At 61.2% G+C, this 22,072-nt stretch carries 34 protein-coding genes; 33 read left to right on the top strand and 1 reads right to left on the bottom strand.

Translation table 11 applies throughout. The features are described 5' to 3' along the window. The first annotated feature begins 7 nt into the window (after positions 1 to 7). From rplC to ACP0KA_RS22250, 27 genes are all read left to right on the top strand, one after another. The gene (gene rplC / locus ACP0KA_RS22120) at positions 8 to 736 is read left to right on the top strand and encodes a 50S ribosomal protein L3 (RefSeq protein WP_424630862.1); all 729 of its coding nucleotides are present in this window, start codon (positions 8 to 10) and stop codon (positions 734 to 736) included. Then, positions 736 to 1,356 carry a 50S ribosomal protein L4 gene (rplD, locus tag ACP0KA_RS22125; RefSeq protein WP_424630863.1) on the top strand — a complete coding sequence of 207 codons (621 nt, stop codon included), beginning with the start codon at positions 736 to 738 and terminating at the stop codon, positions 1,354 to 1,356. The genes rplC and rplD overlap by 1 nt, the downstream gene beginning before the upstream one ends. Beyond that, positions 1,353 to 1,652 (top strand): 50S ribosomal protein L23, encoded by a 300-nt coding sequence (locus ACP0KA_RS22130; protein WP_424630864.1) that lies wholly within the window; start codon positions 1,353 to 1,355, stop codon positions 1,650 to 1,652. Before rplD ends, ACP0KA_RS22130 begins: the two co-directional genes overlap by 4 nt. A gap of 12 nt (positions 1,653 to 1,664) precedes the next feature. Beyond that, positions 1,665 to 2,498, top strand: a complete 834-nt coding sequence (gene rplB / locus ACP0KA_RS22135; protein ID WP_424630865.1) for a 50S ribosomal protein L2 — start codon at positions 1,665 to 1,667, stop codon at positions 2,496 to 2,498. 12 nt (positions 2,499 to 2,510) lie between these two features. Further along, the gene (gene rpsS / locus ACP0KA_RS22140; protein ID WP_012562838.1) at positions 2,511 to 2,786 is read left to right on the top strand and encodes a 30S ribosomal protein S19; all 276 of its coding nucleotides are present in this window, start codon (positions 2,511 to 2,513) and stop codon (positions 2,784 to 2,786) included. A 19-nt stretch (positions 2,787 to 2,805) separates the two neighbouring features. Beyond that, on the top strand, positions 2,806 to 3,192 hold the full coding sequence (rplV, locus tag ACP0KA_RS22145; protein ID WP_424630866.1) for a 50S ribosomal protein L22: 387 nt from the start codon (positions 2,806 to 2,808) through the stop codon (positions 3,190 to 3,192). A 15-nt stretch (positions 3,193 to 3,207) separates the two neighbouring features. Beyond that, the gene (rpsC, locus tag ACP0KA_RS22150) at positions 3,208 to 3,918 is read left to right on the top strand and encodes a 30S ribosomal protein S3 (RefSeq protein ID WP_424630867.1); all 711 of its coding nucleotides are present in this window, start codon (positions 3,208 to 3,210) and stop codon (positions 3,916 to 3,918) included. A 34-nt stretch (positions 3,919 to 3,952) separates the two neighbouring features. Next, the gene (gene rplP / locus ACP0KA_RS22155) at positions 3,953 to 4,366 is read left to right on the top strand and encodes a 50S ribosomal protein L16 (protein WP_424630868.1); all 414 of its coding nucleotides are present in this window, start codon (positions 3,953 to 3,955) and stop codon (positions 4,364 to 4,366) included. Positions 4,367 to 4,371: 5 nt separating this feature from the next. Then, positions 4,372 to 4,581, top strand: a complete 210-nt coding sequence (gene rpmC / locus ACP0KA_RS22160) for a 50S ribosomal protein L29 (protein WP_424630869.1) — start codon at positions 4,372 to 4,374, stop codon at positions 4,579 to 4,581. Positions 4,582 to 4,590: 9 nt separating this feature from the next. Beyond that, positions 4,591 to 4,839, top strand: a complete 249-nt coding sequence (gene rpsQ / locus ACP0KA_RS22165; RefSeq protein WP_002712292.1) for a 30S ribosomal protein S17 — start codon at positions 4,591 to 4,593, stop codon at positions 4,837 to 4,839. Between the two features lie 38 nt (positions 4,840 to 4,877). After that, the gene (rplN, locus tag ACP0KA_RS22170; protein ID WP_424630870.1) at positions 4,878 to 5,246 is read left to right on the top strand and encodes a 50S ribosomal protein L14; all 369 of its coding nucleotides are present in this window, start codon (positions 4,878 to 4,880) and stop codon (positions 5,244 to 5,246) included. Further along, the gene (gene rplX, locus ACP0KA_RS22175; RefSeq protein ID WP_424630871.1) at positions 5,246 to 5,560 is read left to right on the top strand and encodes a 50S ribosomal protein L24; all 315 of its coding nucleotides are present in this window, start codon (positions 5,246 to 5,248) and stop codon (positions 5,558 to 5,560) included. Before rplN ends, rplX begins: the two co-directional genes overlap by 1 nt. Further along, entirely contained in the window at positions 5,553 to 6,110 is a 558-nt protein-coding gene (gene rplE, locus ACP0KA_RS22180) for a 50S ribosomal protein L5 (RefSeq protein WP_424630872.1), read from the top strand. The genes rplX and rplE overlap by 8 nt, the downstream gene beginning before the upstream one ends. 50 nt (positions 6,111 to 6,160) lie before the next feature. Beyond that, entirely contained in the window at positions 6,161 to 6,466 is a 306-nt protein-coding gene (gene rpsN, locus ACP0KA_RS22185) for a 30S ribosomal protein S14 (RefSeq protein ID WP_424630873.1), read from the top strand. A 12-nt stretch (positions 6,467 to 6,478) separates the two neighbouring features. Beyond that, the gene (gene rpsH, locus ACP0KA_RS22190) at positions 6,479 to 6,877 is read left to right on the top strand and encodes a 30S ribosomal protein S8 (protein WP_424630874.1); all 399 of its coding nucleotides are present in this window, start codon (positions 6,479 to 6,481) and stop codon (positions 6,875 to 6,877) included. A gap of 14 nt (positions 6,878 to 6,891) precedes the next feature. Next, complete coding sequence (gene rplF / locus ACP0KA_RS22195; protein ID WP_424630875.1) at positions 6,892 to 7,425, top strand: 50S ribosomal protein L6; 534 nt, start codon at positions 6,892 to 6,894, stop codon at positions 7,423 to 7,425. An 11-nt stretch (positions 7,426 to 7,436) separates the two neighbouring features. After that, on the top strand, positions 7,437 to 7,799 hold the full coding sequence (rplR, locus tag ACP0KA_RS22200; RefSeq protein WP_424630876.1) for a 50S ribosomal protein L18: 363 nt from the start codon (positions 7,437 to 7,439) through the stop codon (positions 7,797 to 7,799). A 53-nt stretch (positions 7,800 to 7,852) separates the two neighbouring features. Next, positions 7,853 to 8,431: a 30S ribosomal protein S5 gene (rpsE, locus tag ACP0KA_RS22205; protein ID WP_424630877.1), complete on the top strand. Its 579-nt coding sequence runs from the start codon at positions 7,853 to 7,855 to the stop codon at positions 8,429 to 8,431. 27 nt (positions 8,432 to 8,458) lie between these two features. After that, entirely contained in the window at positions 8,459 to 8,653 is a 195-nt protein-coding gene (rpmD, locus tag ACP0KA_RS22210) for a 50S ribosomal protein L30 (RefSeq protein WP_424630878.1), read from the top strand. A gap of 11 nt (positions 8,654 to 8,664) precedes the next feature. Continuing rightward, complete coding sequence (gene rplO / locus ACP0KA_RS22215; protein WP_424630879.1) at positions 8,665 to 9,150, top strand: 50S ribosomal protein L15; 486 nt, start codon at positions 8,665 to 8,667, stop codon at positions 9,148 to 9,150. Between the two features lie 110 nt (positions 9,151 to 9,260). Further along, complete coding sequence (secY, locus tag ACP0KA_RS22220; protein WP_424630880.1) at positions 9,261 to 10,592, top strand: preprotein translocase subunit SecY; 1,332 nt, start codon at positions 9,261 to 9,263, stop codon at positions 10,590 to 10,592. Then, positions 10,589 to 11,566, top strand: a complete 978-nt coding sequence (locus ACP0KA_RS22225; protein WP_424630881.1) for an adenylate kinase — start codon at positions 10,589 to 10,591, stop codon at positions 11,564 to 11,566. Before secY ends, ACP0KA_RS22225 begins: the two co-directional genes overlap by 4 nt. 155 nt (positions 11,567 to 11,721) lie before the next feature. After that, positions 11,722 to 12,090, top strand: coding sequence for a 30S ribosomal protein S13 (gene rpsM, locus ACP0KA_RS22230; RefSeq protein WP_424630882.1), 369 nt, complete (start codon positions 11,722 to 11,724; stop codon positions 12,088 to 12,090). 104 nt (positions 12,091 to 12,194) lie between these two features. Next, positions 12,195 to 12,584 (top strand): 30S ribosomal protein S11, encoded by a 390-nt coding sequence (gene rpsK / locus ACP0KA_RS22235; RefSeq protein ID WP_006021048.1) that lies wholly within the window; start codon positions 12,195 to 12,197, stop codon positions 12,582 to 12,584. Positions 12,585 to 12,693: 109 nt separating this feature from the next. Further along, on the top strand, positions 12,694 to 13,725 hold the full coding sequence (locus tag ACP0KA_RS22240; protein ID WP_424630883.1) for a DNA-directed RNA polymerase subunit alpha: 1,032 nt from the start codon (positions 12,694 to 12,696) through the stop codon (positions 13,723 to 13,725). A 109-nt stretch (positions 13,726 to 13,834) separates the two neighbouring features. Then, complete coding sequence (gene rplQ, locus ACP0KA_RS22245; protein WP_424630884.1) at positions 13,835 to 14,251, top strand: 50S ribosomal protein L17; 417 nt, start codon at positions 13,835 to 13,837, stop codon at positions 14,249 to 14,251. A gap of 143 nt (positions 14,252 to 14,394) precedes the next feature. Further along, a complete protein-coding gene (locus tag ACP0KA_RS22250; protein WP_424630885.1) occupies positions 14,395 to 15,189 on the top strand; it encodes an SDR family NAD(P)-dependent oxidoreductase in 795 nt (264 codons plus the stop codon). Positions 15,190 to 15,331: 142 nt separating this feature from the next. Here the strand turns inward: ACP0KA_RS22250 and ACP0KA_RS22255 are convergent, their stop codons facing one another. Next, a complete protein-coding gene (locus ACP0KA_RS22255; protein ID WP_424630886.1) occupies positions 15,332 to 16,345 on the bottom strand; it encodes a zinc-binding alcohol dehydrogenase family protein in 1,014 nt (337 codons plus the stop codon). 112 nt (positions 16,346 to 16,457) lie between these two features. Between ACP0KA_RS22255 and ACP0KA_RS22260 the strand changes: the two genes are divergently transcribed. Genes ACP0KA_RS22260 through ACP0KA_RS22285 form a run of 6 tightly spaced genes read left to right on the top strand, consistent with a single transcriptional unit; the run spans position 16,458 to position 22,071 of the window. Further along, positions 16,458 to 16,853, top strand: coding sequence for a winged helix-turn-helix transcriptional regulator (locus tag ACP0KA_RS22260; RefSeq protein ID WP_424630887.1), 396 nt, complete (start codon positions 16,458 to 16,460; stop codon positions 16,851 to 16,853). 41 nt (positions 16,854 to 16,894) lie between these two features. Then, entirely contained in the window at positions 16,895 to 18,286 is a 1,392-nt protein-coding gene (locus ACP0KA_RS22265; protein ID WP_424630888.1) for a DegQ family serine endoprotease, read from the top strand. Further along, a complete protein-coding gene (locus ACP0KA_RS22270) occupies positions 18,283 to 19,614 on the top strand; it encodes a replication-associated recombination protein A (protein ID WP_424630889.1) in 1,332 nt (443 codons plus the stop codon). Before ACP0KA_RS22265 ends, ACP0KA_RS22270 begins: the two co-directional genes overlap by 4 nt. Continuing rightward, the gene (locus tag ACP0KA_RS22275; RefSeq protein WP_424630890.1) at positions 19,611 to 20,873 is read left to right on the top strand and encodes an RluA family pseudouridine synthase; all 1,263 of its coding nucleotides are present in this window, start codon (positions 19,611 to 19,613) and stop codon (positions 20,871 to 20,873) included. The genes ACP0KA_RS22270 and ACP0KA_RS22275 overlap by 4 nt, the downstream gene beginning before the upstream one ends. 28 nt (positions 20,874 to 20,901) lie before the next feature. Continuing rightward, positions 20,902 to 21,282, top strand: a complete 381-nt coding sequence (locus tag ACP0KA_RS22280; RefSeq protein WP_424630891.1) for a hypothetical protein — start codon at positions 20,902 to 20,904, stop codon at positions 21,280 to 21,282. A gap of 15 nt (positions 21,283 to 21,297) precedes the next feature. Further along, positions 21,298 to 22,071, top strand: a complete 774-nt coding sequence (locus ACP0KA_RS22285; protein WP_424630892.1) for an ATP12 family chaperone protein — start codon at positions 21,298 to 21,300, stop codon at positions 22,069 to 22,071. Position 22,072 lies beyond the last annotated feature (1 nt).

Below are 22,072 nucleotides of genomic sequence, written 5' to 3' on the forward strand. Positions count from 1 at the left end.
CACGCCGATGCGCTCCGGAGTGATCGCACAAAAGGTCGGGATGACACGGGTCTTTACGGAGACCGGTGAACATATCCCTGTGACCGTGCTCAAGTTGGGCAATTGCCAGGTTGTTGGCCATCGCACGACCGAGAAGAATGGTTATGTCGCTCTGCAGCTCGGTTCGGGCTCGCGCAAGAGCGTTTACATGCCGAAGGCTGAACGCGGTCAGTTCGCGGTCGCCAAGGTGGAGCCGAAGCGCAAGCTTGCGGAATTCCGTGTCACTGAAGACGCGTTGATTCCGGTCGGCGCCGAGATCCAGGCAGACCATTTCGTCGTCGGTCAGTTCGTCGACGTGACCGGTACCTCGGTCGGTAAGGGCTTTGCCGGCGGTATGAAGCGCTGGAACTTCGGCGGTCTGCGCGCCACGCACGGCGTGTCGGTCTCGCACCGTTCGATCGGTTCGACCGGCGGCCGTCAGGACCCGGGCAAGACCTTCAAGAACAAGAAGATGCCCGGTCACATGGGCGTCGATCGCATCACCACGCTGAACCTGCGCGTTGTCCAGACGGACGTCGAGCGCGGCCTCGTGCTCGTCGAAGGCGCCGTTCCTGGCTCCAAGGGCGGCTGGATCACCGTGCGCGATGCCGTCAAGAAGCCGCTGCCGAAGGAAGCAGTGAAGCCGGGCAAGTTCAAGCTCGCTGGCGCCAACGACCAGGCAGCTCCGGAAGCTGCTGCTGAGAAAGAGGGTGCGTGATGGAATTGCAAGTCACAACCCTTGAAGGCAAAGCTGCTGGTTCGGTTCAGCTCTCGGACGAGATCTTTGGTCTCGAGCCGCGCACGGACCTCATCCAGCGCTGCGTCAACTGGCAACTCGCCAAGCGCCAGGCCGGCACGCACAAGGCCAAGGGCCGTGCGGAAGTTTGGCGTACCGGCAAGAAGATGTACAAGCAGAAGGGCACCGGCGGTGCTCGTCACGGTTCGGCACGCGTGCCGCAGTTCCGTGGCGGTGGCCGCGCGTTCGGTCCGGTCGTGCGCAGCCATGCCCATGACCTGCCGAAGAAGGTCCGTGCGCTCGCTCTGCGTCATGCTTTGTCTTCGAAGGCCAAGGACGGCGGTCTCGTCGTGCTTGAGAACGCCGAGATGAAGGATGCCAAGACCAAGGCGCTGATCGGTCACTTCTCGGGCCTCGGTCTCACCAGCGCGCTCATCATCGACGGTGCCGAGCTCAACGCCGGTTTCGCGATGGCCGCGCGCAACATTCCGCACATCGACGTGCTGCCGATCCAGGGCATCAACGTCTATGACATTCTGCGCCGTCAGAAGCTCGTTCTGACCAAGGCCGCTCTCGATGCGTTGGAGGCGCGCTTCAAATGACCACTCAGGATGCGCGTCACTACGACATCATTGTTGCACCGGTGATCACCGAAAAGGCGACCGTCGCTTCTGAGCACAACAAGGTTGTGTTCAAGGTTTCGGCCAAGGCGACGAAGCCGCAGATCAAGGACGCGGTTGAGAAGCTGTTCGACGTGAAGGTGAAGAGCGTCAACACGCTGGTCCGCAAGGGCAAGACGAAAGTCTTCCGCGGCCAGTTCGGTTCTCAGTCGGATACCAAGCGCGCTGTCGTGACCCTCGTTGAGGGCCACCGCATCGACGTGACCACCGGCCTGTAAGGTTCAACGACCATGGCATTGAAAACATTCAACCCCACGACGCCAGGCCAGCGCCAGCTGGTGATGGTCGATCGTTCGGCCCTCTACAAGGGCAAGCCGGTCAAGGCATTGACCGAGGGCAAGAACTCGTCGGGCGGCCGTGGCAACACCGGTCGCATCACGGTTCGCTTCCGCGGCGGCGGCCATAAGCAGTCGTACCGCATTGTCGACTTCAAGCGCACCAAGCTTGACGTGCCGGCGAAGGTCGAGCGCCTCGAGTACGATCCGAACCGCACCGCGTTCATTGCGCTGATCAAGTACGAAGACGGCGAGCAGGCCTACATTCTGGCTCCGCAGCGTCTGGCTGTTGGCGACACCGTCGTTGCCGGCAACTACGTCGACGTGAAGCCGGGCAACGTCATGCCGCTGGGCAACATGCCGGTCGGCACGATCGTGCACAACATCGAGCTCAAGATCGGGAAGGGCGGTCAGATTGCCCGTTCGGCCGGTACCTACGCTCAGATCGTTGGCCGCGACCATGACTTCGTGATCGTTCGTCTGAATTCCGGCGAGCAGCGTTTGGTTCACGGCCGCTGCGTCGGCACCATCGGTGCGGTGTCGAACCCGGATCACATGAACATTTCGATCGGTAAGGCCGGTCGTAAGCGTTGGATGGGCCGTCGTCCGCATAACCGCGGCGTCGTCATGAACCCCGTCGATCACCCGCACGGCGGCGGTGAAGGCCGCACCTCGGGTGGCCGTCATCCGGTTACTCCTTGGGGCAAGCCAACCAAGGGCAAGAAGACACGGTCGAACAAGTCGACCAACAAGTTCATTCTCATCAGCCGCCACAAGCGGAAGAAGTAAGGATCGCCGGACATGGTTCGTTCAGTCTGGAAAGGCCCGTTCGTTGAAGGCTCTCTGCTCAAGAAAGCAGATGCCGCGCGCGCGTCCGGCCGTCACGACGTTATCAAGATCTGGAGCCGCCGCTCGACGATCCTCCCGCAGTTCGTGGGGCTCACCTTCGGCGTCTACAACGGTCAAAAGCACGTTCCGGTTGCCGTGAACGAGGAAATGGTTGGCCACAAGTTCGGTGAGTTTTCGCCGACGCGGACCTTCCATGGCCACGCAGGCGACAAGAAAGCCAAGAAGTAAAGGCTTGAAGGACTAAGTCATGAGCAAACCAAAGCGCGAACGGGTTCTCCCGGATAACGAGGCCAAGGCCGTCGCCCGCATGCTTCGGGTCAGCCCTCAGAAGCTGAACCTGGTCGCACAGCTGATCCGTGGCCGGAAGGCTTCGGCGGCGCTCGCCGATCTGCAGTTTTCGCGCAAGCGGATCGCGGTCGACGTCAAGAAGTGTCTGGAGTCCGCGATCGCGAACGCCGAAAACAACCATGATCTCGACGTCGACGCGCTGGTCGTCTCCGAGGCTCATGTTGGCAACGGCATTGTGATGAAGCGTTTCGCACCGCGCGGCCGTGGCCGTTCGGGTCGTGTTTTTAAGCCGTTCTCGCAGCTGACGATCGTCGTTCGTCAGGTCGAGGCCGAGGCTGGCGCCTAAGGGCGGGAGAGAACGATGGGTCAGAAAATCAATCCAATCGGGCTGCGTCTGGGCATCAACCGGACCTGGGATTCCCGTTGGTTCGCCGGCAAGACCGAGTATGCGAAGCTCCTCCACGAGGACATCCGCATCCGCGAAATGCTGATGAAGGAACTGAAGCAGGCGGCTGTCGCGCGCATCGTCATCGAGCGCCCGCACAAGAAGTGCCGCGTGTCGATCCACTCGGCGCGTCCGGGCGTCGTGATCGGCAAGAAGGGCGCGGACATCGACAAGCTGCGCAAGAAGGTTGCCGAGATCACCGAGTCCGACGTGGTGATCAACATCATCGAAATCCGTAAGCCGGAGCTCGATGCGACCCTGGTGGCTGAATCGATCGCGCAGCAGCTTGAGCGCCGCGTTGCATTCCGCCGCGCCATGAAGCGCGCCGTTCAGTCGGCGATGCGTCTGGGTGCCGAAGGCATTCGTATCAACTGCTCGGGCCGTCTGGGCGGCGCGGAAATCGCGCGCATGGAATGGTACCGCGAAGGCCGCGTGCCTCTGCACACGCTGCGCGCCGACATCGACTACGGCGTGGGTACGGCTTTCACCACGTTCGGTACCTGCGGCGTCAAGGTCTGGATCTTCAAGGGCGAAATCCTCGAGCACGATCCGATGGCGCAGGACAAGCGCATGGCTGAAGGCGAGAGCGGCGGCGGCAGCGGGCGTCCGCGTCGCGATGCAGCCTGATCAATTTTTAGGAAAAGGTTTGAGGGCGTAAGCCATGATGCAACCAAAGAAGACAAAGTTCCGCAAGGCGCATAAGGGCCGTATCCACGGCGTTGCCTCGTCGGGCGCGACGTTGTCTTTCGGCCAGTTCGGCCTGAAGGCGATGGCGCCAGAGCGCATCACGGCGCGTCAGATCGAAGCCGCTCGTCGCGCGCTGACCCGTCACATGAAGCGCGCCGGCCGCGTCTGGATTCGGGTATTCCCGGACCTGCCGGTGTCGAAGAAGCCTGCCGAAGTGCGAATGGGCTCCGGCAAGGGGGCGCCTGAATTGTGGGTGGCACGGGTCAAGCCCGGCCGCATTCTGTTCGAGATCGATGGTGTTACCGATCAGACGGCGCGTGAAGCGCTGACCCTGGCGGCCGCCAAGCTTCCGATCAAGACGCGCTTTGTTGCGCGCATCGCGGAGTAAGAGAAATGGCTGATATGAAGGTCGAAGATATCCGCGCAATGAGCGCCGATCAGATGGAGGACGCGATCCTCAATCTGAAGAAGGAGCGTTTCAACCTGCGCTTCCAGCGCGCCACCGGGCAGCTCGAGAACACCTCGCGCCTGCGTGAAGCTCGCCGCGACATCGCACGCATCAAGACCATTGCTGCGCAGAAGCGCGCGCAGAACAAGAAGTAAGGGGCAAAGATGCCGAAGCGTACTCTCCAGGGCGTCGTCGTCAGCGACAAGCAGGACAAGACCGTTGTCGTGCGTGTTGACCGCCGCTTTACCCATCCGATCTACAAGAAGACGATTCGTCGGTCCAAGAACTACCACGCGCACGATGAGAACAATCAGTTCAAGGCGGGCGATACGGTTTGGATCGAAGAAAGCAAACCACTCTCGAAGTTGAAGCGCTGGACGGTTGTTCAGAGCGACGCAAAGAAAACAGCTTAAGCGCAAATAGCGCATCAGAAAGAGGACGAGGTGCATCAATGATTCAGATGCAGACCAACCTCGACGTGGCCGATAATTCCGGCGCGCGCCGTGTCATGTGCATCAAGGTTCTTGGAGGCTCCAAGCGCCGGTATGCAACCGTTGGCGACATCATTGTCGTGTCCATCAAGGAAGCCATCCCACGCGGGAAGGTGAAGAAGGGCGACGTGATGAAAGCCGTCGTCGTTCGCGTGAGCAAGGATATCCGCCGCGCCGATGGTTCCGTTATCCGTTTCGACCGCAACGCGGCTGTGTTGATCAACAACCAGTCCGAGCCTATCGGAACGCGTATCTTTGGACCGGTGCCACGTGAGCTCCGCGCCAAGAACCACATGAAGATCATTTCGCTTGCGCCGGAGGTGCTGTAATGGCTGCCAAGATTCGCAAGGGCGATAAGGTCGTCGTGTTGTCGGGCCGCGACAAGGGCCGCACCGGCGAGGTGTTCGAGGTACGTCCGTCCGAGAACCGCGCGCTGGTGCGTGGCGTCAATATGATCAAGCGCCACCAGAAGCAGACGCAGAACCAGGAAGGCGGCATCATCAACAAGGAGTCGCCGATCCACCTGTCCAACATTGCCGTTGTCGGTAAGGACGGCAAGCCGACCCGTGTCGGTTTCAAGATTCAGGCAGACGGCACCAAGGTGCGTGTCGCCAAGCGTTCGGGAGCTGAGATCGATGGCTGAGACCGCATACGTTCCGCACCTGCGCACGAAGTTCGACAAGGAAATTCGTGGCAAGCTGGTCGAGCAATTCGACCTGACCAACCCGATGCAGGTTCCTGCACTCGAGAAGGTCGTGCTCAACATGGGCATCGGCGAAGCCGTCAACGACCGCAAGAAGGTCGAGCTTGCTGCAGGCGATCTCGCTCTGATCGCCGGTCAGAAGCCGATCGTCACGCATTCGCGCAAGGCGATCGCGACCTTCAAGCTGCGCGAAGGCCAGGCCATCGGCGCGAAAGTGACGCTGCGCAAGTCGAAGATGTACGATTTCATCGATCGTCTTGTGAACATCGCTCTGCCGCGCGTTCGCGACTTCCGCGGCCTCAATCCGAAGAGCTTCGACGGCCGTGGCAACTATTCGCTCGGCCTCAAGGAGCACATCGTGTTCCCGGAAATCGACTACGACAAGTCGGGCGAGTCCTGGGGCATGGACATCACAATCTGCACCACCGCGGCTGACGATGAGCAGGCGCGTGCGTTGCTGAATGCTTTCAATTTCCCGTTCCGGCAGTGAGACACTGAGTTACAGCGTCTCAAACGCGGAAAGGTATGGAGACTACTCGTATGGCTAAGAAGAGTTCAGTCGAGAAGAACAACCGTCGTCAGAGGATGACGAAGAACGCTGCGGAAAAGCGCGCGAAGCTGAAGGCGATCATCGCCGACAAGAACAAGCCGATGGAAGAGCGCTTTGCTGCGACCATCAAGCTGGCCGAGATGCCGCGTAATTCGTCGGCGACTCGCATTCGCAACCGTTGCGAAGTCAGCGGCCGGTCGCGCGCGGTTTACCGCAAGAACAAGATGAGCCGCATCGCGCTTCGCGAGTTCGGTTCGAAGGGGCTTATTCCCGGCCTCGTCAAGTCGAGCTGGTAAGGAGGGGCGGATATGTCAACGCACGATCCGATCAGCGATCTCATCACCCGCATCCGCAACGCACAGATGCGCAACAAGTCCAAGGTTTCGACCCCGGGCTCCAAGATGCGTGCCAACGTGCTCGAGGTGCTGAAAACCGAAGGTTACATCCGCGGTTATGCCGCAGTTGAGCATGCCGGCGGTCACAACGAGCTCGAAATCGAATTGAAGTATTTCGACGGCGAACCGGTGATCCGCGAGATCGAGCGGGTGTCGAAGCCGGGACGTCGCGTCTACGCTTCGGTCAAGAACCTGCCGCGCGTGCGCAACGGTCTTGGCATCTCGGTGCTGTCGACGCCGAAGGGAATTATGGCTGACCACGACGCGCGTGACGCGAATGTGGGCGGCGAAGTTCTCTTCACGGTGTTCTGAGGAAGGAACAGAATATGTCACGCGTAGGCAAAAGGCCCGTCGCGATCGCCTCAGGCGTTACCGCGAATGTCGAAGGGCAGACCGTCAAGATGAAGGGGCCGAAGGGCGCTCTTCAGTTCATCGTCCATGACGACGTTTCGGTCGAAATGAAGGACGGCAAGATCTCGGTTGCGCCGCGCTTCGAGACCAAGCGCGCGCGTTCGCTGTACGGCACGGCTCGTGCCCAGATCGCGAACCTGGTTGAAGGCGTCACCAAGGGCTTCGAGAAGAAGCTGGAAATCACCGGCGTTGGTTATCGCGCCGCGTTGCAGGGCAAGAACCTGCAGCTCGCGCTGGGCTACAGCCACGACGTGATCTATGCGATCCCGGAAGGGATCACGATCACCGTGCCGAAGCCGACGGAAATCACCATTGCCGGTAACGACGCCCAGCGCGTCGGCCAGGTGGCTGCCGAGATCCGCGGCTATCGTCCGCCGGAGCCCTATAAGGGCAAGGGCGTGAAGTACGAAGGCGAATTCATCTTCCGCAAGGAAGGCAAGAAGAAGTAACGGAGCCGGTCATGTCGAAACTCAAGGTCACGAATGCCCGGCGCAAGCAGCGTGTGCGTCTTTCGCTGCGCCGGACCGCCAACGGACGTCCGCGTTTGTCGGTGTTCCGTTCGTCGAAGCACATCTATGCGCAGGTCATCGACGACGTGAAGGGCGAGACGCTCGCTTCTGCATCGTCGCTCGAGAAGTCCATGCGCGACACCGGCAAGACCGGTGCGGACATCAGCGCGGCAAAGGCTGTCGGCAAGTTGCTTGCCGAGCGCGCCGTGAAGAAGGGCGTCAAGGACGTAGTGTTCGATCGTGGTGGTTATCTCTACCACGGCCGCGTCAAGGCGCTCGGCGATGCCGCGCGCGAGAGCGGACTGAATTTCTGATTTAACCGGATACAAGAGCAGGGGTCTTTGCCCCTCAAGGATTGGAAAAGACAATGGCAGCTGAACGCGAACGCGGTGGACGCGAACGGGGCGGTCGGGATCGGGAAGAGCGCGATAGCGAGTTCGTTGACAAGCTCGTCCACATCAACCGTGTGGCGAAGGTGGTCAAGGGCGGTAAGCGCTTTGGTTTCGCAGCCCTGGTCGTCATCGGCGATCAGAAGGGCCGGGTCGGTTTCGGCCACGGCAAGGCGCGCGAAGTGCCGGAAGCCATCCGCAAGGCGACCGACTCTGCGAAGCGCAACCTGACGCGCGTCGCTCTGCGCGAAGGTCGCACGCTGCATCACGATATCGCCGGACGTCATGGTGCGGGCCGCGTTTATCTGCGTGCCGCGCCTGCTGGTACCGGTATCATCGCGGGTGGCCCGATGCGCGCCGTGTTCGAAACGCTCGGCATCCAGGACGTGGTGGCGAAGTCGGTCGGTTCGTCGAACCCCTACAACATGGTTCGCGCAACGTTCGACGCGCTGAAGCACCAGGATTCGCCGCGCTCGGTCGCCAACCGTCGCAACATCAAGGTCTCCACGCTGCAGTCTCGCCGTATCGGCGGCGACGCGGAAGCGGCGGCGGACTAATTCACGCGCCTTTTTGGAGTTAAGACAATGGCCAAGGCCGCAAAAACCATCAAGGTCGAGCAGACCGGCAGCGCGATCCGCCGCCATGAATCGCAGCGCGCGACGCTGATCGGCCTGCGTCTCAACAAGATCGGTCGCGTCTCTGAACTTCAGGATACCCCTGAAGTTCGCGGCATGATCAACAAGGTCAAGCATCTCGTTCGCGTCGTCGACGAGAAGTAAGGAAGAGAACGATGAAGCTCACCGATCTCGCCGACAACCCCGGCTCGCGCAAGAAGCGCATGCGGGTTGGCCGTGGCATTGGCTCCGGCAAGGGTAAGCAGGCAGGCCGCGGCGGCAAGGGCCAGACCGCGCGCTCGGGCGTGCGCATCAAGGGTTTCGAAGGCGGCCAGATGCCGCTGCATCGTCGCCTGCCGAAGCGCGGCTTTAACAACATTTTCCGTCTCGATCTGACGGAAGTGAACCTTGATCGCCTGCAGGAAGCCATCGATTCCGGCAAGATCGACGCCAAGGCGACGATCAACGCCGAAGCGCTGGTGAAGTCGGGCATCCTCCGTCGCGCCAAGGACGGCGTGCGGTTGCTGGGTCGTGGCGAGCTCAAGGCCAAGGTCACCATCGAAGTGTACGGCGCGACCAAGACCGCTATCGAGGCGGTTGAGAAGGCTGGCGGCTCGGTGAAGATCCTGGCGCCGAAGAAGGACGAAGGCGAGGCCGCCTGATTCAGTTCCCGGGCTTGTGAAGGGCACCCACGACGTTACTTCCTATATTGGCGTTTCGGACGTGGGTGACCGGGTAACCGGTACTAAGTGCTAAAGGATCGGAGCCTCGAATGGCCTCTGCAGCGGAACAATTAGCGGCAAATCTCAACTTCTCGGCGTTCGCAAAGGCTGACGAACTCAAAAAGCGCATCTGGTTCACCCTGGGTGCGCTGCTTGTTTATCGGCTGGGCACCTACATCCCGCTGCCGGGCATCGACCCGAATATCTGGGATCAGGTCTTCAAGTCGCAGGCCGGCGGCATTCTCGGCATGTTCAACATGTTCGCCGGCGGTGGCATTCACCGCATGGCGATTTTTGCGTTGAACATCATGCCGTACATCTCGGCATCGATCATCATCCAGCTTCTGACCAGCGTGTCGCCACAGCTCGAAGCCCTCAAGAAAGAGGGGGAGGCGGGCCGCAAGACCCTGAACCAGTACACCCGTTATCTGACCGTCGTTCTCGCGGCGTTCCAGGCTTACGGTATTGCCGTTGGCCTCGAAGGGGCCGGCAACGTCGTGGCCGATCCGGGCATGTTCTTCCGTCTCTCGACGCTGATCACGCTGACCGGCGGCACCATGTTCCTGATGTGGCTTGGTGAGCAGATCACCTCGCGCGGCATCGGCAACGGCATCTCGCTGATCATTCTCGCCGGCATCGTCGCCGAACTTCCGTCAGCCGTCGCCGGAACCCTCGAACTCGGCCGTCAGGGCGCATTGTCGACGGTCGTGATCCTTGCGATCATCATCATGGCCGTTGCGGTTATCATGCTGATCGTGTTCGTGGAACGCGCACAGCGCCGCCTGCTGATCCAGTATCCGAAGCGTCAGGTCGGCAACAAGATGTTCGAGGGCCAGTCCTCGCATCTGCCGCTCAAGCTCAATACCTCTGGCGTCATCCCGCCGATCTTCGCGTCGTCGCTGTTGCTGCTGCCGACCACCATCGCAAGCTTCAATGCCGGCAAGGGACCGGAGTGGTTCCAGTGGATGACCACCCAGCTGGCACACGGCCGGCCGTTGTTCCTGGTGCTGTATCTGGCGCTGATCGTGTTCTTCGCGTTCTTCTACACGGCGATCGTGTTCAATCCGGTCGAGACCGCGGACAACCTCAAAAAGCACGGCGGCTTCATTCCCGGCATTCGGCCAGGTGAGCGAACTGCAGAATATATCGATTATGTGCTGTCGCGTATTACCGTGATTGGTGCAATCTATCTGGCGGTCGTCTGTCTGATTCCAGAGATCCTGATTTCCTACGCTTCGGTGCCGTTCTATCTCGGAGGCACGTCACTGCTCATCGTCGTCAGCGTGACGATGGATACGGTGGCGCAGGTGCAGGGCTATCTGCTGGCGCATCAGTATGAAGGACTGATCCGGAAATCGAAATTGAGGGGCCGCCGTAAATGAGATTGATACTTCTCGGGCCGCCGGGGGCGGGCAAGGGAACACAGGCACAACGGCTAGTTCAAAAACACGGTATCGTTCAGCTCTCCACGGGAGACATGCTGCGTGCCGCTGTTGCAGCCGGAACGCCGATCGGTCTCAAGGCAAAGGACATCATGGCGAACGGCGGGCTTGTGCCCGACGAGGTCGTTGTGGGAATCATTGCTGATCGCATCGATGAGCCGGACGCTAGGAAGGGCTTCATTCTCGATGGCTTTCCGCGCACCGTGCCGCAGGCCGAGGCGCTGGATGAGCTTCTGAAGAAGAAGCACGTCAAGCTCGATGCGGTCGTTGAACTGCGCGTCAATGAAAGCGCCCTGATCGCACGCGTCGAGACGCGGGTCGCTCAGATGCGCGAGCGCGGCGAGGACGTCCGTGTCGACGATACGCCGGAGGTGCTGACCAAGCGCCTCGCGAGCTATCGCGCCCAGACCGAGCCGCTGGTGCATTACTATTCCGAGAAGCGGAAGCTGATGACCATCGATGGCATGATGACCATCGAGCAGGTGACCGGCGCCATCAACCGCCTGTTGGATGCCATCGGGGCCACCGAATCGGTTCCGGCAGCCAAGTCCGTCAAGAAGGCGGTCAAGAAGACCAGCCGTAAGGGAACCGCCAAGAAGGCGGCGGCGACGGCCAAAAAGGCGACCAAGAAATCGGCAAAGACGGCTAAGAAATCGGCCAAGAGTGCCAAGGGCGTCAAGGGTGCTGGCAAGGCAGCTGCCAAGAAGGCAGCCAAAAAGCCGGCAAAGACCGCCAAGAAGGCCGTCAAAACGGCCCGAAAGGGTGGTTCCAGGGCCTCTACAGCCGCCCCAAAGCGGCCTGCAGCGGCGAGAGGCCGGGGCGGCGTGGCAAGAGCCGCGCAGACCCGGAAGGTGGCCAAAAAGGTCACTAAAAAGCGAGCTAAGACCGTCAAACGGTTGACGAAACGCCGCTGAATACATTAATAAGCCCGCATCCAGTCGGATTGTTCAGACGATGCCGGGCCCCGAAAGCGAAGTGGGGAGGGCGTCGTGTTCGCGTATGTGAACACCCGCCCGACAAACAGAAATAACCAGCCGATCCCGAATGGACGGCGACAGGAGCGAAGACCGTGGCCCGTATTGCAGGCGTGAACATTCCGACCAACAAGCGCGTGCTGATTGCGCTTCAGTATATCCATGGCATCGGCCAGAAGAATGCCGCTGACATCATCGAGAAGGTCAAGATCCCGGCAGACCGCCGTGTCTCGCAGTTGACCGACCAGGAAGTCTTGCAGATCCGCGAAATGATCGACCGCGACTATCTCGTCGAGGGCGACCTGCGCCGTGAAGTCGGCATGAACATCAAGCGCCTGATGGACCTCGGCTGCTACCGCGGCCTGCGTCATCGTCGTGGCCTTCCGGTGCGTGGTCAGCGGACCCACACCAACGCCCGCACCCGCAAGGGTCCGGCGAAGGCCATCGCCGGCAAGAAGAAGTAAGCAACGAATTGAGCGGGGAGTGGCGAGCTATCATGTTCGCCGCTCCTCGTTTTGGTGTAGCCGCTGGCACTACGGCGGCGTTGAGATCTTAAAAAGGAACTATAATGGGTAAAGAGGCCACTCGCGTCCGCCGCCGTGAACGCAAGAACATCGCATCCGGCATCGCTCACGTGAATTCGTCGTTCAACAACACGACCATCACCATCACCGACGCGCAGGGCAACACCATCGCCTGGTCGTCGGCTGGCACAATGGGCTTCAAGGGATCGCGCAAGTCGACACCGTATGCGGCGCAGGTTGCTGCCGAAGACGTGTCGAAGAAGGCGCAGGAGCACGGCATGCGCACCCTCGAAGTCGAGGTCGCAGGTCCGGGTTCGGGCCGAGAATCGGCTCTGCGCGCACTGCAGGCTGCGGGCTTCACCGTGACATCGATCCGTGACGTCACCACGATCCCGCACAACGGTTGCCGTCCGCGCAAGCGTCGGCGCGTCTGATTTTTTACTGCCGCGGGTGACTTAGCTTCACCCGCGTTTTTGCTTATTAAAATGCGATGACGCGGTTGATCCGCGCCGCCATTCCTCCAACGCCAAGAATTCGAGTGGCATGGGTGAACAAGTGACGATCCAAAAGAATTGGCAAGAGCTCATTCGTCCGAACAAGCTGAACGTTCAGCCTGGCTCGGATCCGACCCGTTTCGCGACCGTTGTTGCTGAGCCGCTCGAGCGCGGTTTTGGCCAGACGCTCGGCAACGCGCTTCGCCGCGTGTTGCTGTCGTCGCTGCAAGGCGCTGCCGTGCAGTCGGTCCACATCGACGGCGTGCTGCACGAGTTCTCCTCGATCGCCGGTGTGCGCGAGGACGTAACCGACATCGTGCTGAACGTGAAGGACATCTCGATCAAGATGCAGGGCGAAGGCCCGAAGCGGATGGTCGTGAAGAAGCAGGGACCGGGCGTGGTCACCGCCGGCGACATCCAGACCGTCGGCGACGTCGTCGTTCTGAACCCCGATCTGCAGATCTGCACCCTCGACGAGGGCGCTGAAATCCGCATGGAGTTCACCGTGAACTCCGGCAAGGGCTACGTTGCCGCTGAGCGCAACCGTCCTGAGGATGCGCCGATCGGCCTGATCCCGGTGGACAGCCTGTTCTCGCCGGTTCGCAAGGTCTCGTACAAGGTCGAGAACACCCGCGAAGGTCAGATCCTCGACTACGACAAGCTCACGCTGACCATTGAGACCAACGGTGCGATTTCGCCGGAAGACGCGCTCGCTTACTCGGCGCGCATCCTGCAGGATCAGCTCAACGTGTTCGTCAACTTTGAAGAGCCGCGCAAGGAAGTTGCGCAGGAGATCATTCCGGATCTCGCCTTCAATCCTGCCTTCCTCAAGAAGGTCGACGAGCTCGAACTGTCGGTTCGTTCGGCAAACTGCCTGAAGAACGACAACATCGTCTACATCGGCGATCTGGTGCAGAAGTCGGAAGCCGAAATGCTCCGCACTCCGAACTTCGGCCGCAAGTCGCTGAACGAAATCAAGGAAGTGCTGGCCCAGATGGGTCTGCACCTCGGCATGGAAGTGCCGGGCTGGCCGCCGGAGAACATCGACGAGCTCGCCAAGCGCTTCGAGGATCACTACTGAGTTTTTCGATGGCGGGTTGAACCCCGCCATCGTCTTTCGGGCGAACGCAGGCAGCCCACCTGAGCAAAGCGACGAACCGTCGCGACAATTGAAACTGAGGACTTAAGTTATGCGTCACGGCAAGGTTCATCGTAAACTCAACCGCACCGCAGAGCATCGTCGTGCGATGTTCGCCAACATGTGCGCGTCGTTGATCAAGCACGAGCAGATCGTCACCACTTTGCCGAAGGCAAAGGAATTGCGTCCGATCGTCGAAAAGCTCGTCACCCTCGGCAAGAAGGGCACGCTCGCCCATCGCCGTCAGGCGATCAGCGAGATGCGCGATGTCGATCAGACCAAGAAGCTCTTCGACGTGCTTGCTGCGCGCTACAAGGACCGCCAGGGCGGCTACACCCGCATCATCAAGGCTGGCTTCCGTTACGGCGACAACGCGCCGCTCGCAGTGATCGAATTCGTCGATCGCGACGAAGACGCCAAGGGCCAGGATTCGGGTCCGGTGCAGGCAAAGGAAGCAGACGCAGCGTAAGCGTCTCTCCATCGAGATTTCGAAAAGCGGCGCCTCGTGCGCCGCTTTTTTTGTTTGCACGGCGTCATGAATATTTCGTCATAGTGTCGGTGGCATTCGCGGTGTGAGCCGCCATATGGAGCGCCATAACAAAGGAGCTTTCTATGAAAATCGATTTGTCGGGTAAAACGGCAGTTGTGACGGGGTCTGGCAGCGGCATTGGTCTTGCCATCGCGAGGGGACTTGCCGGTAGCGGTGCGAGCGTTGTTGTGAACAGCCGCACGCAAGCCAAGGCGGACGAGGCGGCCGCGTCGATCGTGAAGGCGGTCCCGGGCGCAAAGGTGCGCGGTGTCGCTGCGGATGTATCGAGCGCGGCAGGCTGCGCCAAGCTGGTCGATGCGGTGCCAAGCGCCGACATTCTCATCAACAACACCGGTATTTACGAGTCGAAGGACTTTTTCGATATCACCGATGAAGACTGGACGCGTTACTTCGAGACGAATGTGATGTCGGGCGTGCGCCTGTCGCGCGCTTACATGAAGGGAATGCTTCAGCGCAATTGGGGCCGCATCGTTTTCATTTCGTCGGAGTCGGCGATCAACATCCCGACCGAAATGATCCAGTACGGCACGACCAAGACCGCCCAGCTCGCCATCTCGCGTGGTCTTGCGGAGCTGACCAAGGGCACGGCCGTCACCGTCAATTCCGTACTGCCGGGACCGACCATGTCCGAAGGCGTCGAGGTCTTCGTGAAAAATCTCGCAAAACAGAATGGTCAGCCTGAGGATGAAGCTGCGGCGCAGTTCATCAAGCAGCATCGTTCGACATCGTTGATCCAGCGCTTTGCCAGCGTCGATGAGATCGCCAACATGGTGGTCTACGTCAGTTCGCGCGAAGCTTCTGCAACCAACGGCGCAGCGCTGCGTGTCGAAGGCGGCATTCTTCAGACCATCTTCTGAGTGTGCTTTGCGCCAGATCTCGTTGCGAGTTTCAAAGCACTAAATCTCTCAGCGCCCCCGTCGGCGCGAAAGGAAAGGGGTCGTCGAGCTGACGACCCCTTTTGTTTTCTGTGCTTCAGCGCGCGAAGCGTGTCTTTCGAGATTACCAGCCTTCCAGGACGAGCTTACCGGTGGAGCGTCCGCTCTCGAGCTCGGCGTGGGCCTGCTTGAGGTTGGCGGCGTTGATCTTGCCGAGCACCTTGCCCAGCGTGGTGCGCAGCACACCGTTGTCGATCAGGTTCGCGACATCTTCGAGCATGTTGTGCTGGGCGATCATGTCGTCGGTCTGGAACGTCGAGCGGGTGAACATCAGCTCCCAGTGTAGCGACACGGACTTGCCCTTGAGCAGGTTGACATTGAGCGAGGCGGGATCGTCGATCAGTCCGATCTTGCCCTGCGGCGCGATGATCTCGGCGAAGGAGGCGAAGTGCTGTTCGGTGTTGGTAAGGCCGGTGATCAGCGCGACCGGCGGCACCTTGAGCGCGTCGATCTGCGCCTTCATCGGCTTGGAATGATCGATGACATGATGTGCACCGAGATCAAGGCACCATTTGCTGGACTCAGGGCGCGACGCGGTCGCGACAATGGTCAATCCGGTCAGGCGACGGGCGAGCTGAATCAAAATAGAACCGACGCCGCCGGCACCGCCGACGATCAGCAGCGTGCGCGGATCGACGCTCTTGCCGGGAACGACACCGAGGCGGTCGAACAGCAATTCCCATGCGGTCACGGATGTCAGGGGCAGGGCAGCAGCCTGCGCAAACGACAATGTCTTCGGCTTGTGACCGGCGATGCGTTCGTCGACCAGATGGAATTCCGAATTTGTGCCCGGCCGCAGGATCGTGCCGGCGTACCAGACTTCGTCACCTGGTTTGAACAGCGACACGTCGGGCCCCACTGCGTCGACAACGCCGGCCGCATCGAAGCCGAGAATCTTGATTTCGCCCTCGGGCGGCTCGGCGCGTTTGCGCACTTTGTAGTCGACGGGATTGGCGGAGATCGCCTTCACCGCGACACGAATATCGCGTCCCTTCGGTTCCGGTTTGGGGGCTTCGAAATCGATCAAGGATTCGGAGGCATCGATCGGCAGCGATTTCTTGTAACCCACGGCTTTCATATGAGGCTCCATTTACAGCATCTCGCCGCTTACCTGTCTCGCTCCGTCGTGAATTGCAAGTACTGTCGTTTCGGGGATATAGTCACCGTTCGGATACTATTGGAAATGACCGATGAAACGTAAGGATTTCGGTTGCGGTCCCGGTTGCCCGGTCGAGGTGACGCTGGACCTGATCGACGGCAAATGGAAAGGCGTGATCCTCTATCATCTGCAGGAGGGCCGCCTGCGCTTTGGCGAACTGCGCAAGCGCCTGCCCGGGATCACCCAGCGGATGCTTACCAAGCAGCTGCGTGCTCTGGAGGAGGATGACCTGATCACCCGCAAGGTGTATGCCGAGGTCCCGCCACGGGTGGATTATGAACTCTCCGAGACCGGCTTGCGGCTCCGGCCGGTGATCGATGCGCTGAAAGCGTGGGGCGAGGACCATCGCGCCCGGCTTGAAGGAAAGAAGGCAAAATCGCAATCCGGAAACACCACGCGTCAGGCGCGGCAGCCGCAACCGGCGTAACCCTCACAAATTTCAATTTGGCCTAAGCTCAGGATGTTTTCATGACCGCACTCCGCGCGCTCGTTGCGCTTCTCGTCTCAACCGTCGTCGTGGCTCCGGCAGTCGCACAGGATCGCTTCGTTCCCACGCAGGGGCAGTTGCGCGCGTCCTACGCGCCGATCGTGCAGCACGTGCAGCCGGCCGTGGTCAATGTCTACGCCGCCAAGATCGTGCAGAATCGCAATCCCTTCCTCGACGATCCGATCTTCCGCCGCTTCTTCGGCGCGCCGGGCCAGCAGCCGGAACAGATGCAGCGTTCGCTTGGCTCGGGTGTGATGGTCGATCCGTCGGGTCTTGTCGTCACCAACAACCACGTGATCGAAGGCGCGGATCAGGTGAAGGTCTCGCTCTCCGACAAGCGCGAGTTCGAAGCTGAAATCGTGCTGAAGGACAGCCGCACCGATCTCGCCGTGCTGCGGCTGAAGGACACCAAAGAGAAATTCCCGGTGCTCGACTTCTCAAATTCGGACGACGCGCAGGTGGGCGATGTCGTGCTCGCCATCGGCAATCCGTTCGGCGTCGGCCAGACCGTGACCCACGGCATCATTTCGGCGCTGGCGCGCACGCAGGTCGGCATCACCGACTATCAGTTCTTCATCCAGACCGACGCGGCGATCAATCCGGGCAACTCCGGCGGTGCGCTGGTGGATATCACCGGAAAGCTCGTCGGCATCAACACTGCGATCTTCTCGCGCTCCGGCGGTTCGCAGGGCATCGGTTTCGCGATTCCGGCGAACATGGTGCGCGTGGTCGTGGCGTCGGCAAAGGGTGGCAGCACCGCGGTGAAGCGGCCATGGCTTGGTGCGCGTTTGCAGGCGGTGACGCCCGAGATCGCCGAAACACTTGGCTTGAAGCGTCCGACCGGTGCGTTGGTCGCCAGCGTTGCCAACAATAGCCCGGCAGCAAAGGCAGGGCTGAAAATTTCCGATCTGATCGTCTCGATCGAAGGTCAGCCGATCGACGATCCCAATGCGTTCGATTACCGCTTCGCCACACGTCCGCTCGGCGGTACCGCGCAGGTCGAAGTGCAGCGCGGGAACAAGATCATCAAGCTGGCTGTGCCGCTGGAGACCGCGCCGGATACCGGCCGCGACGAGATCACGATCAAGTCGCGCTCTCCGTTCCAGGGCGCAAAGGTCGCCAACATTTCGCCGGCGCTGGCTGACGAGATGAAGCTCGATAGCAGTGCGGAGGGCGTGATCATCGTCGGCATTTCGGACGATGGGCTTGCAAGCAACGTCGGATTCCAGAAGGGCGATGTCATCACCGCTGTGAACGGCAAGCAGATCAAACGCACCAGCGATCTCGAAAAGGTGTCGAGCGAATCCGCGCGGCTCTGGCGCATCACCGTCGTTCGCGGCGGCCAGCAGATCAACGTCACGTTGGGCGGATGAACGCGAAACGCCCACAACAATCGCCGAACCTGTTCGCTGCCGCGGGGCTGGAGCAGGGCGCACCGCGTCCGCTGCCGGAGAAGCTGCGGCCGCGGACGCTCGCCGATGTTGTCGGTCAAGACCACGTCCTCGGTCCCGATGGTGCGCTGACCCGCATGCTGGAAACGCGCACCCTCGGTTCGCTGGTGTTCTGGGGACCGCCGGGCACCGGCAAGACCACGGTGGCGCGGCTTCTGGCAGACGCCACCGAACTCGAGTTCGAGCAGATCTCGGCGGTGTTCTCCGGTGTTGCCGACCTGAAGAAGGTATTCGATGCCGCGCGGGCCCGCCGCGAGATGGGCAAGGGCACGCTGCTGTTCGTGGACGAGGTGCATCGCTTCAATCGCGCGCAGCAGGATTCCTTCCTGCCGGTGATGGAGGACGGCACCGTGGTGCTGGTCGGCGCCACCACGGAGAATCCGTCGTTCGAACTCAACGCCGCTCTTTTGTCGCGGGCGCGCGTGCTGGTGTTTCAGTCGCTCGATACGGAAGCGGTCGAAAAACTCTACGCGCGCGCCGAAGATGTCGAAGGCAATAAGCTTCCGCTCGATGCCGAAGCGCGCGCCGTGCTGGTGCGGATGGCTGATGGCGATGGCCGTGCCGCGCTGACGCTGGCCGAGGAAGTCTGGCGCGCGGCGCGGACGGATGAAGTTTTTAACGCTGCGCAGTTGCAGGAGATCCTGCAGCGCCGCGCGCCGATCTATGACAAGTCCGCGGACGGCCATTACAACCTGATCTCGGCACTCCATAAGTCCGTGCGTGGCTCTGATCCGGATGCCGCGCTGTATTATTTCGCGCGCATGCTGGACGCGGGCGAGGATCCGTTGTTTCTGGCGCGTCGCATCGTGCGGATGGCGGTGGAGGACATTGGTCTTGCGGACCCGCAGGCTCTCGTCATCGCCAACGCGGCCAAGGACGCCTATGATTTTTTGGGAAGCCCGGAAGGTGAACTGGCCATCGCGCAGGCGGTGATCTACGTCGCAACCGCGCCGAAATCCAACGCCGCCTACAAGGCGTTTGGCACGGCCAAGCGGGTGGCGAAGGAGGGCGGCTCGCTGCTGCCGCCGAAGCACATCCTCAATTCGCCGACCAAGCTGATGCAGTCGGAAGGCTACGGGGCGGGCTATCAATACGATCATGACACGCCGGACGCGTTCTCGGGACAAGACTATTTCCCGGAGGCGCTTGGCCGCCAGTCGTTCTACAATCCACCGGACCGCGGCTTTGAACGCGAGATTCGCAAGCGGCTCGATTACTGGGCCAAGTTGAGAAAAGAAAAATCATCATGAGCCGCCGGTTCAGAAAACCTCTCGCGAAGAAGTCCGAACGCGGCGACAAGCGCGGGCCTGGAAAGCGTGGTCCCGCCGAAAAACGTGCCGTCGGCAAACGCGCCCCGGCACAACGGGCCGATCAGCGCGGCGCGGAGAAGCGCGCAGTCGAGAAACACTTGTCCGAGAAGCGGCGACCCGCAGGCGAGTTTGCGCGTCCGGTGAAGCCTGTGCGCGAGCCGCGGCCTGAACCGGTCAGGGAAGAGGTCAAGGTCGCGGCGCCGCTGCCGACCAAGGTGCAGACCGTCGTCGTCACCGCGGACGAAGACAACATGCGCGTGGACCGCTTCCTCGAGCATCGGTTTCCGGGGCTGTCGTTCTCCCATATCCAGCGCATCGTCCGTAAAGGCGAGTTGCGCATCAATGGCAAACGCGCCGACAGCAAGGACCGGCTGGAAGAAGGCCAGAGTGTCCGCATTCCGCCACTGAAGCTCGATGCGCCGAAGGTTGTCGGGCAATTGTCGGACGCCGAGACGAAAGCCCGCGATGATTTGCAGTCCATGATCCTGTTTGAGGATGCGGACGTGATGGTGCTGAACAAGCCGGCGGGCCTGGCGGTGCAGGGCGGCTCGGGATTGTCGCGGCACGTGGACGGCATGCTGGAGACGATGCGCGACGCCAAGGGCCAGCGGCCGCGGCTGGTGCATCGCCTCGACCGCGAGACGTCCGGTTGTCTCCTGATCGCCAAGACCCGCTTTGCCGCCTCGACGCTGACCGGCTCGTTCCGGCATCGTTCGGCGCGCAAAATCTACTGGGCGCTGGTGGCCGGGGTGCCGAAGCCGAAGCAGGGGCGCATTTCGACCTACCTCGCCAAGGAAGAGAACGAGGAAGACTCGATCATGCGCATCGCCGCCCATGGCGACGAAGGCGCAAGCCACGCGGTGACGTACTACGCCGTGGTCGAGGCCTCGGCGCAGAAGCTCGCCTGGGTGTCGCTGAAGCCGGTCACGGGGCGGACCCATCAGCTCCGCGCCCACATGGCTCATATCGAGCACCCGATCGTCGGCGATCCAAAGTATTTCAATAAGGAAAACTGGGAGTTGCCGGGCGGTATTCAGAAGCGGCTGCATCTGTTGGCGCGGCGAATTGTCATCCCGCATCCGCGCGGGGGCGTGATCGATGTCACAGCGCCGCTGCCGCCGCACATGCTGCAATCGTGGAACCTTTTGGGGCTCGAGCACGAACGGTTCGACCCGATCGAGAATGCACCGGAAGAGTGATCTTGCCGTCACAAAGCGGGATCACGATATGGGAGTGATGCGCACGATTCTCGCAGCATTCCTGATTGGACTGACCGTTCCGCTGGCAGGCGCCGCGTACGCGCAGGTGGGTTATCAGCCGCCGGGTATGCAGCCCGTCATTCCGTATCCGACCGCGCCGGCGCCGATCCCGCCGCCACGCATCGAGGTCCCGGCCGTGCCCCAGATGAGCAACCCGCCACCGTTCGCGTTGCAAAACACCACGCCCGGCGTGGTGACGCAGGACAAACCGCCGAAGCAGGTGCTCAAATCGTCCCGCCGGCGCAATTCGTACGGTGATCGCGTCGCGCGCTGTCTCGACGAGGCGGCGGCATTGGGATATGGCCCCAACGGGCGCGCGGCGTATTCGCGCTCATGCGCAAATCAATGATTTTTGGAAAAGCTGATGCGTGAATTGTTCGACGAGGTTGCGGGAAAATCTCCGCTCGACCCACGGGAAGCGTCGCGATTGTCGTCGCGCACGCCGCTGCGCAAACGCTTCTACACCGCGGCGGAAGTCGCTGAAGGGCCGGATGGTTTTGCGATCACGCTGGACGGCAAGACGGTCCGCACGCCTGGCAAGCACGTGTTGGCCGCGCCTGTCCGTGAGATCGCCGAGGCCATCGCAGCCGAGTGGAACGCGCAGAAAGAGCTGATCGATCCGATGTCGATGCCGCTGACCCGGCTCGCCAACAGCGTCATCGATGGTGTGGCGTGGAACACACGCGCTGTGATCGACGATGCCGCGAAGTATTTCGAGACAGACCTGCTGCTCTATCGCGCAGGTTTCCCGGACGCGCTGGTGGCGAAACAAGCCGAGCACTGGGACCCGGTGCTGGGCTGGGCCGCCGATGAGCTTGGTGCGCATTTTATTCTGGCTGAAGGCGTGATGCATGTCCGTCAGCCTGACAAAGCTATCGCCGCGGCGCTGGCAAAGATGCCGGTGGACCCGTGGTCGGTGGGCGCATTCCATCTGGTGACGACGCTGACCGGCTCCGCGCTGCTGGCGCTGGCGTTGAAGCTTGGCGCGCTCGACAAGGTGCAGGCCTGGACCGCCGCGCACGTGGACGAGGACTGGAATCGCGAGAAATGGGGCTCGGACGATGAAGTCGAAGCCCGCCGCGCGTCGCGCCTGCTCGATTTCGAGGCGGCGGCCATGGTGCTTAACGCAATCCGCTAAA

It is taken from the genome of Bradyrhizobium sp. SYSU BS000235, assembly GCF_049747295.1.
Classification (GTDB): domain Bacteria; phylum Pseudomonadota; class Alphaproteobacteria; order Rhizobiales; family Xanthobacteraceae; genus Afipia.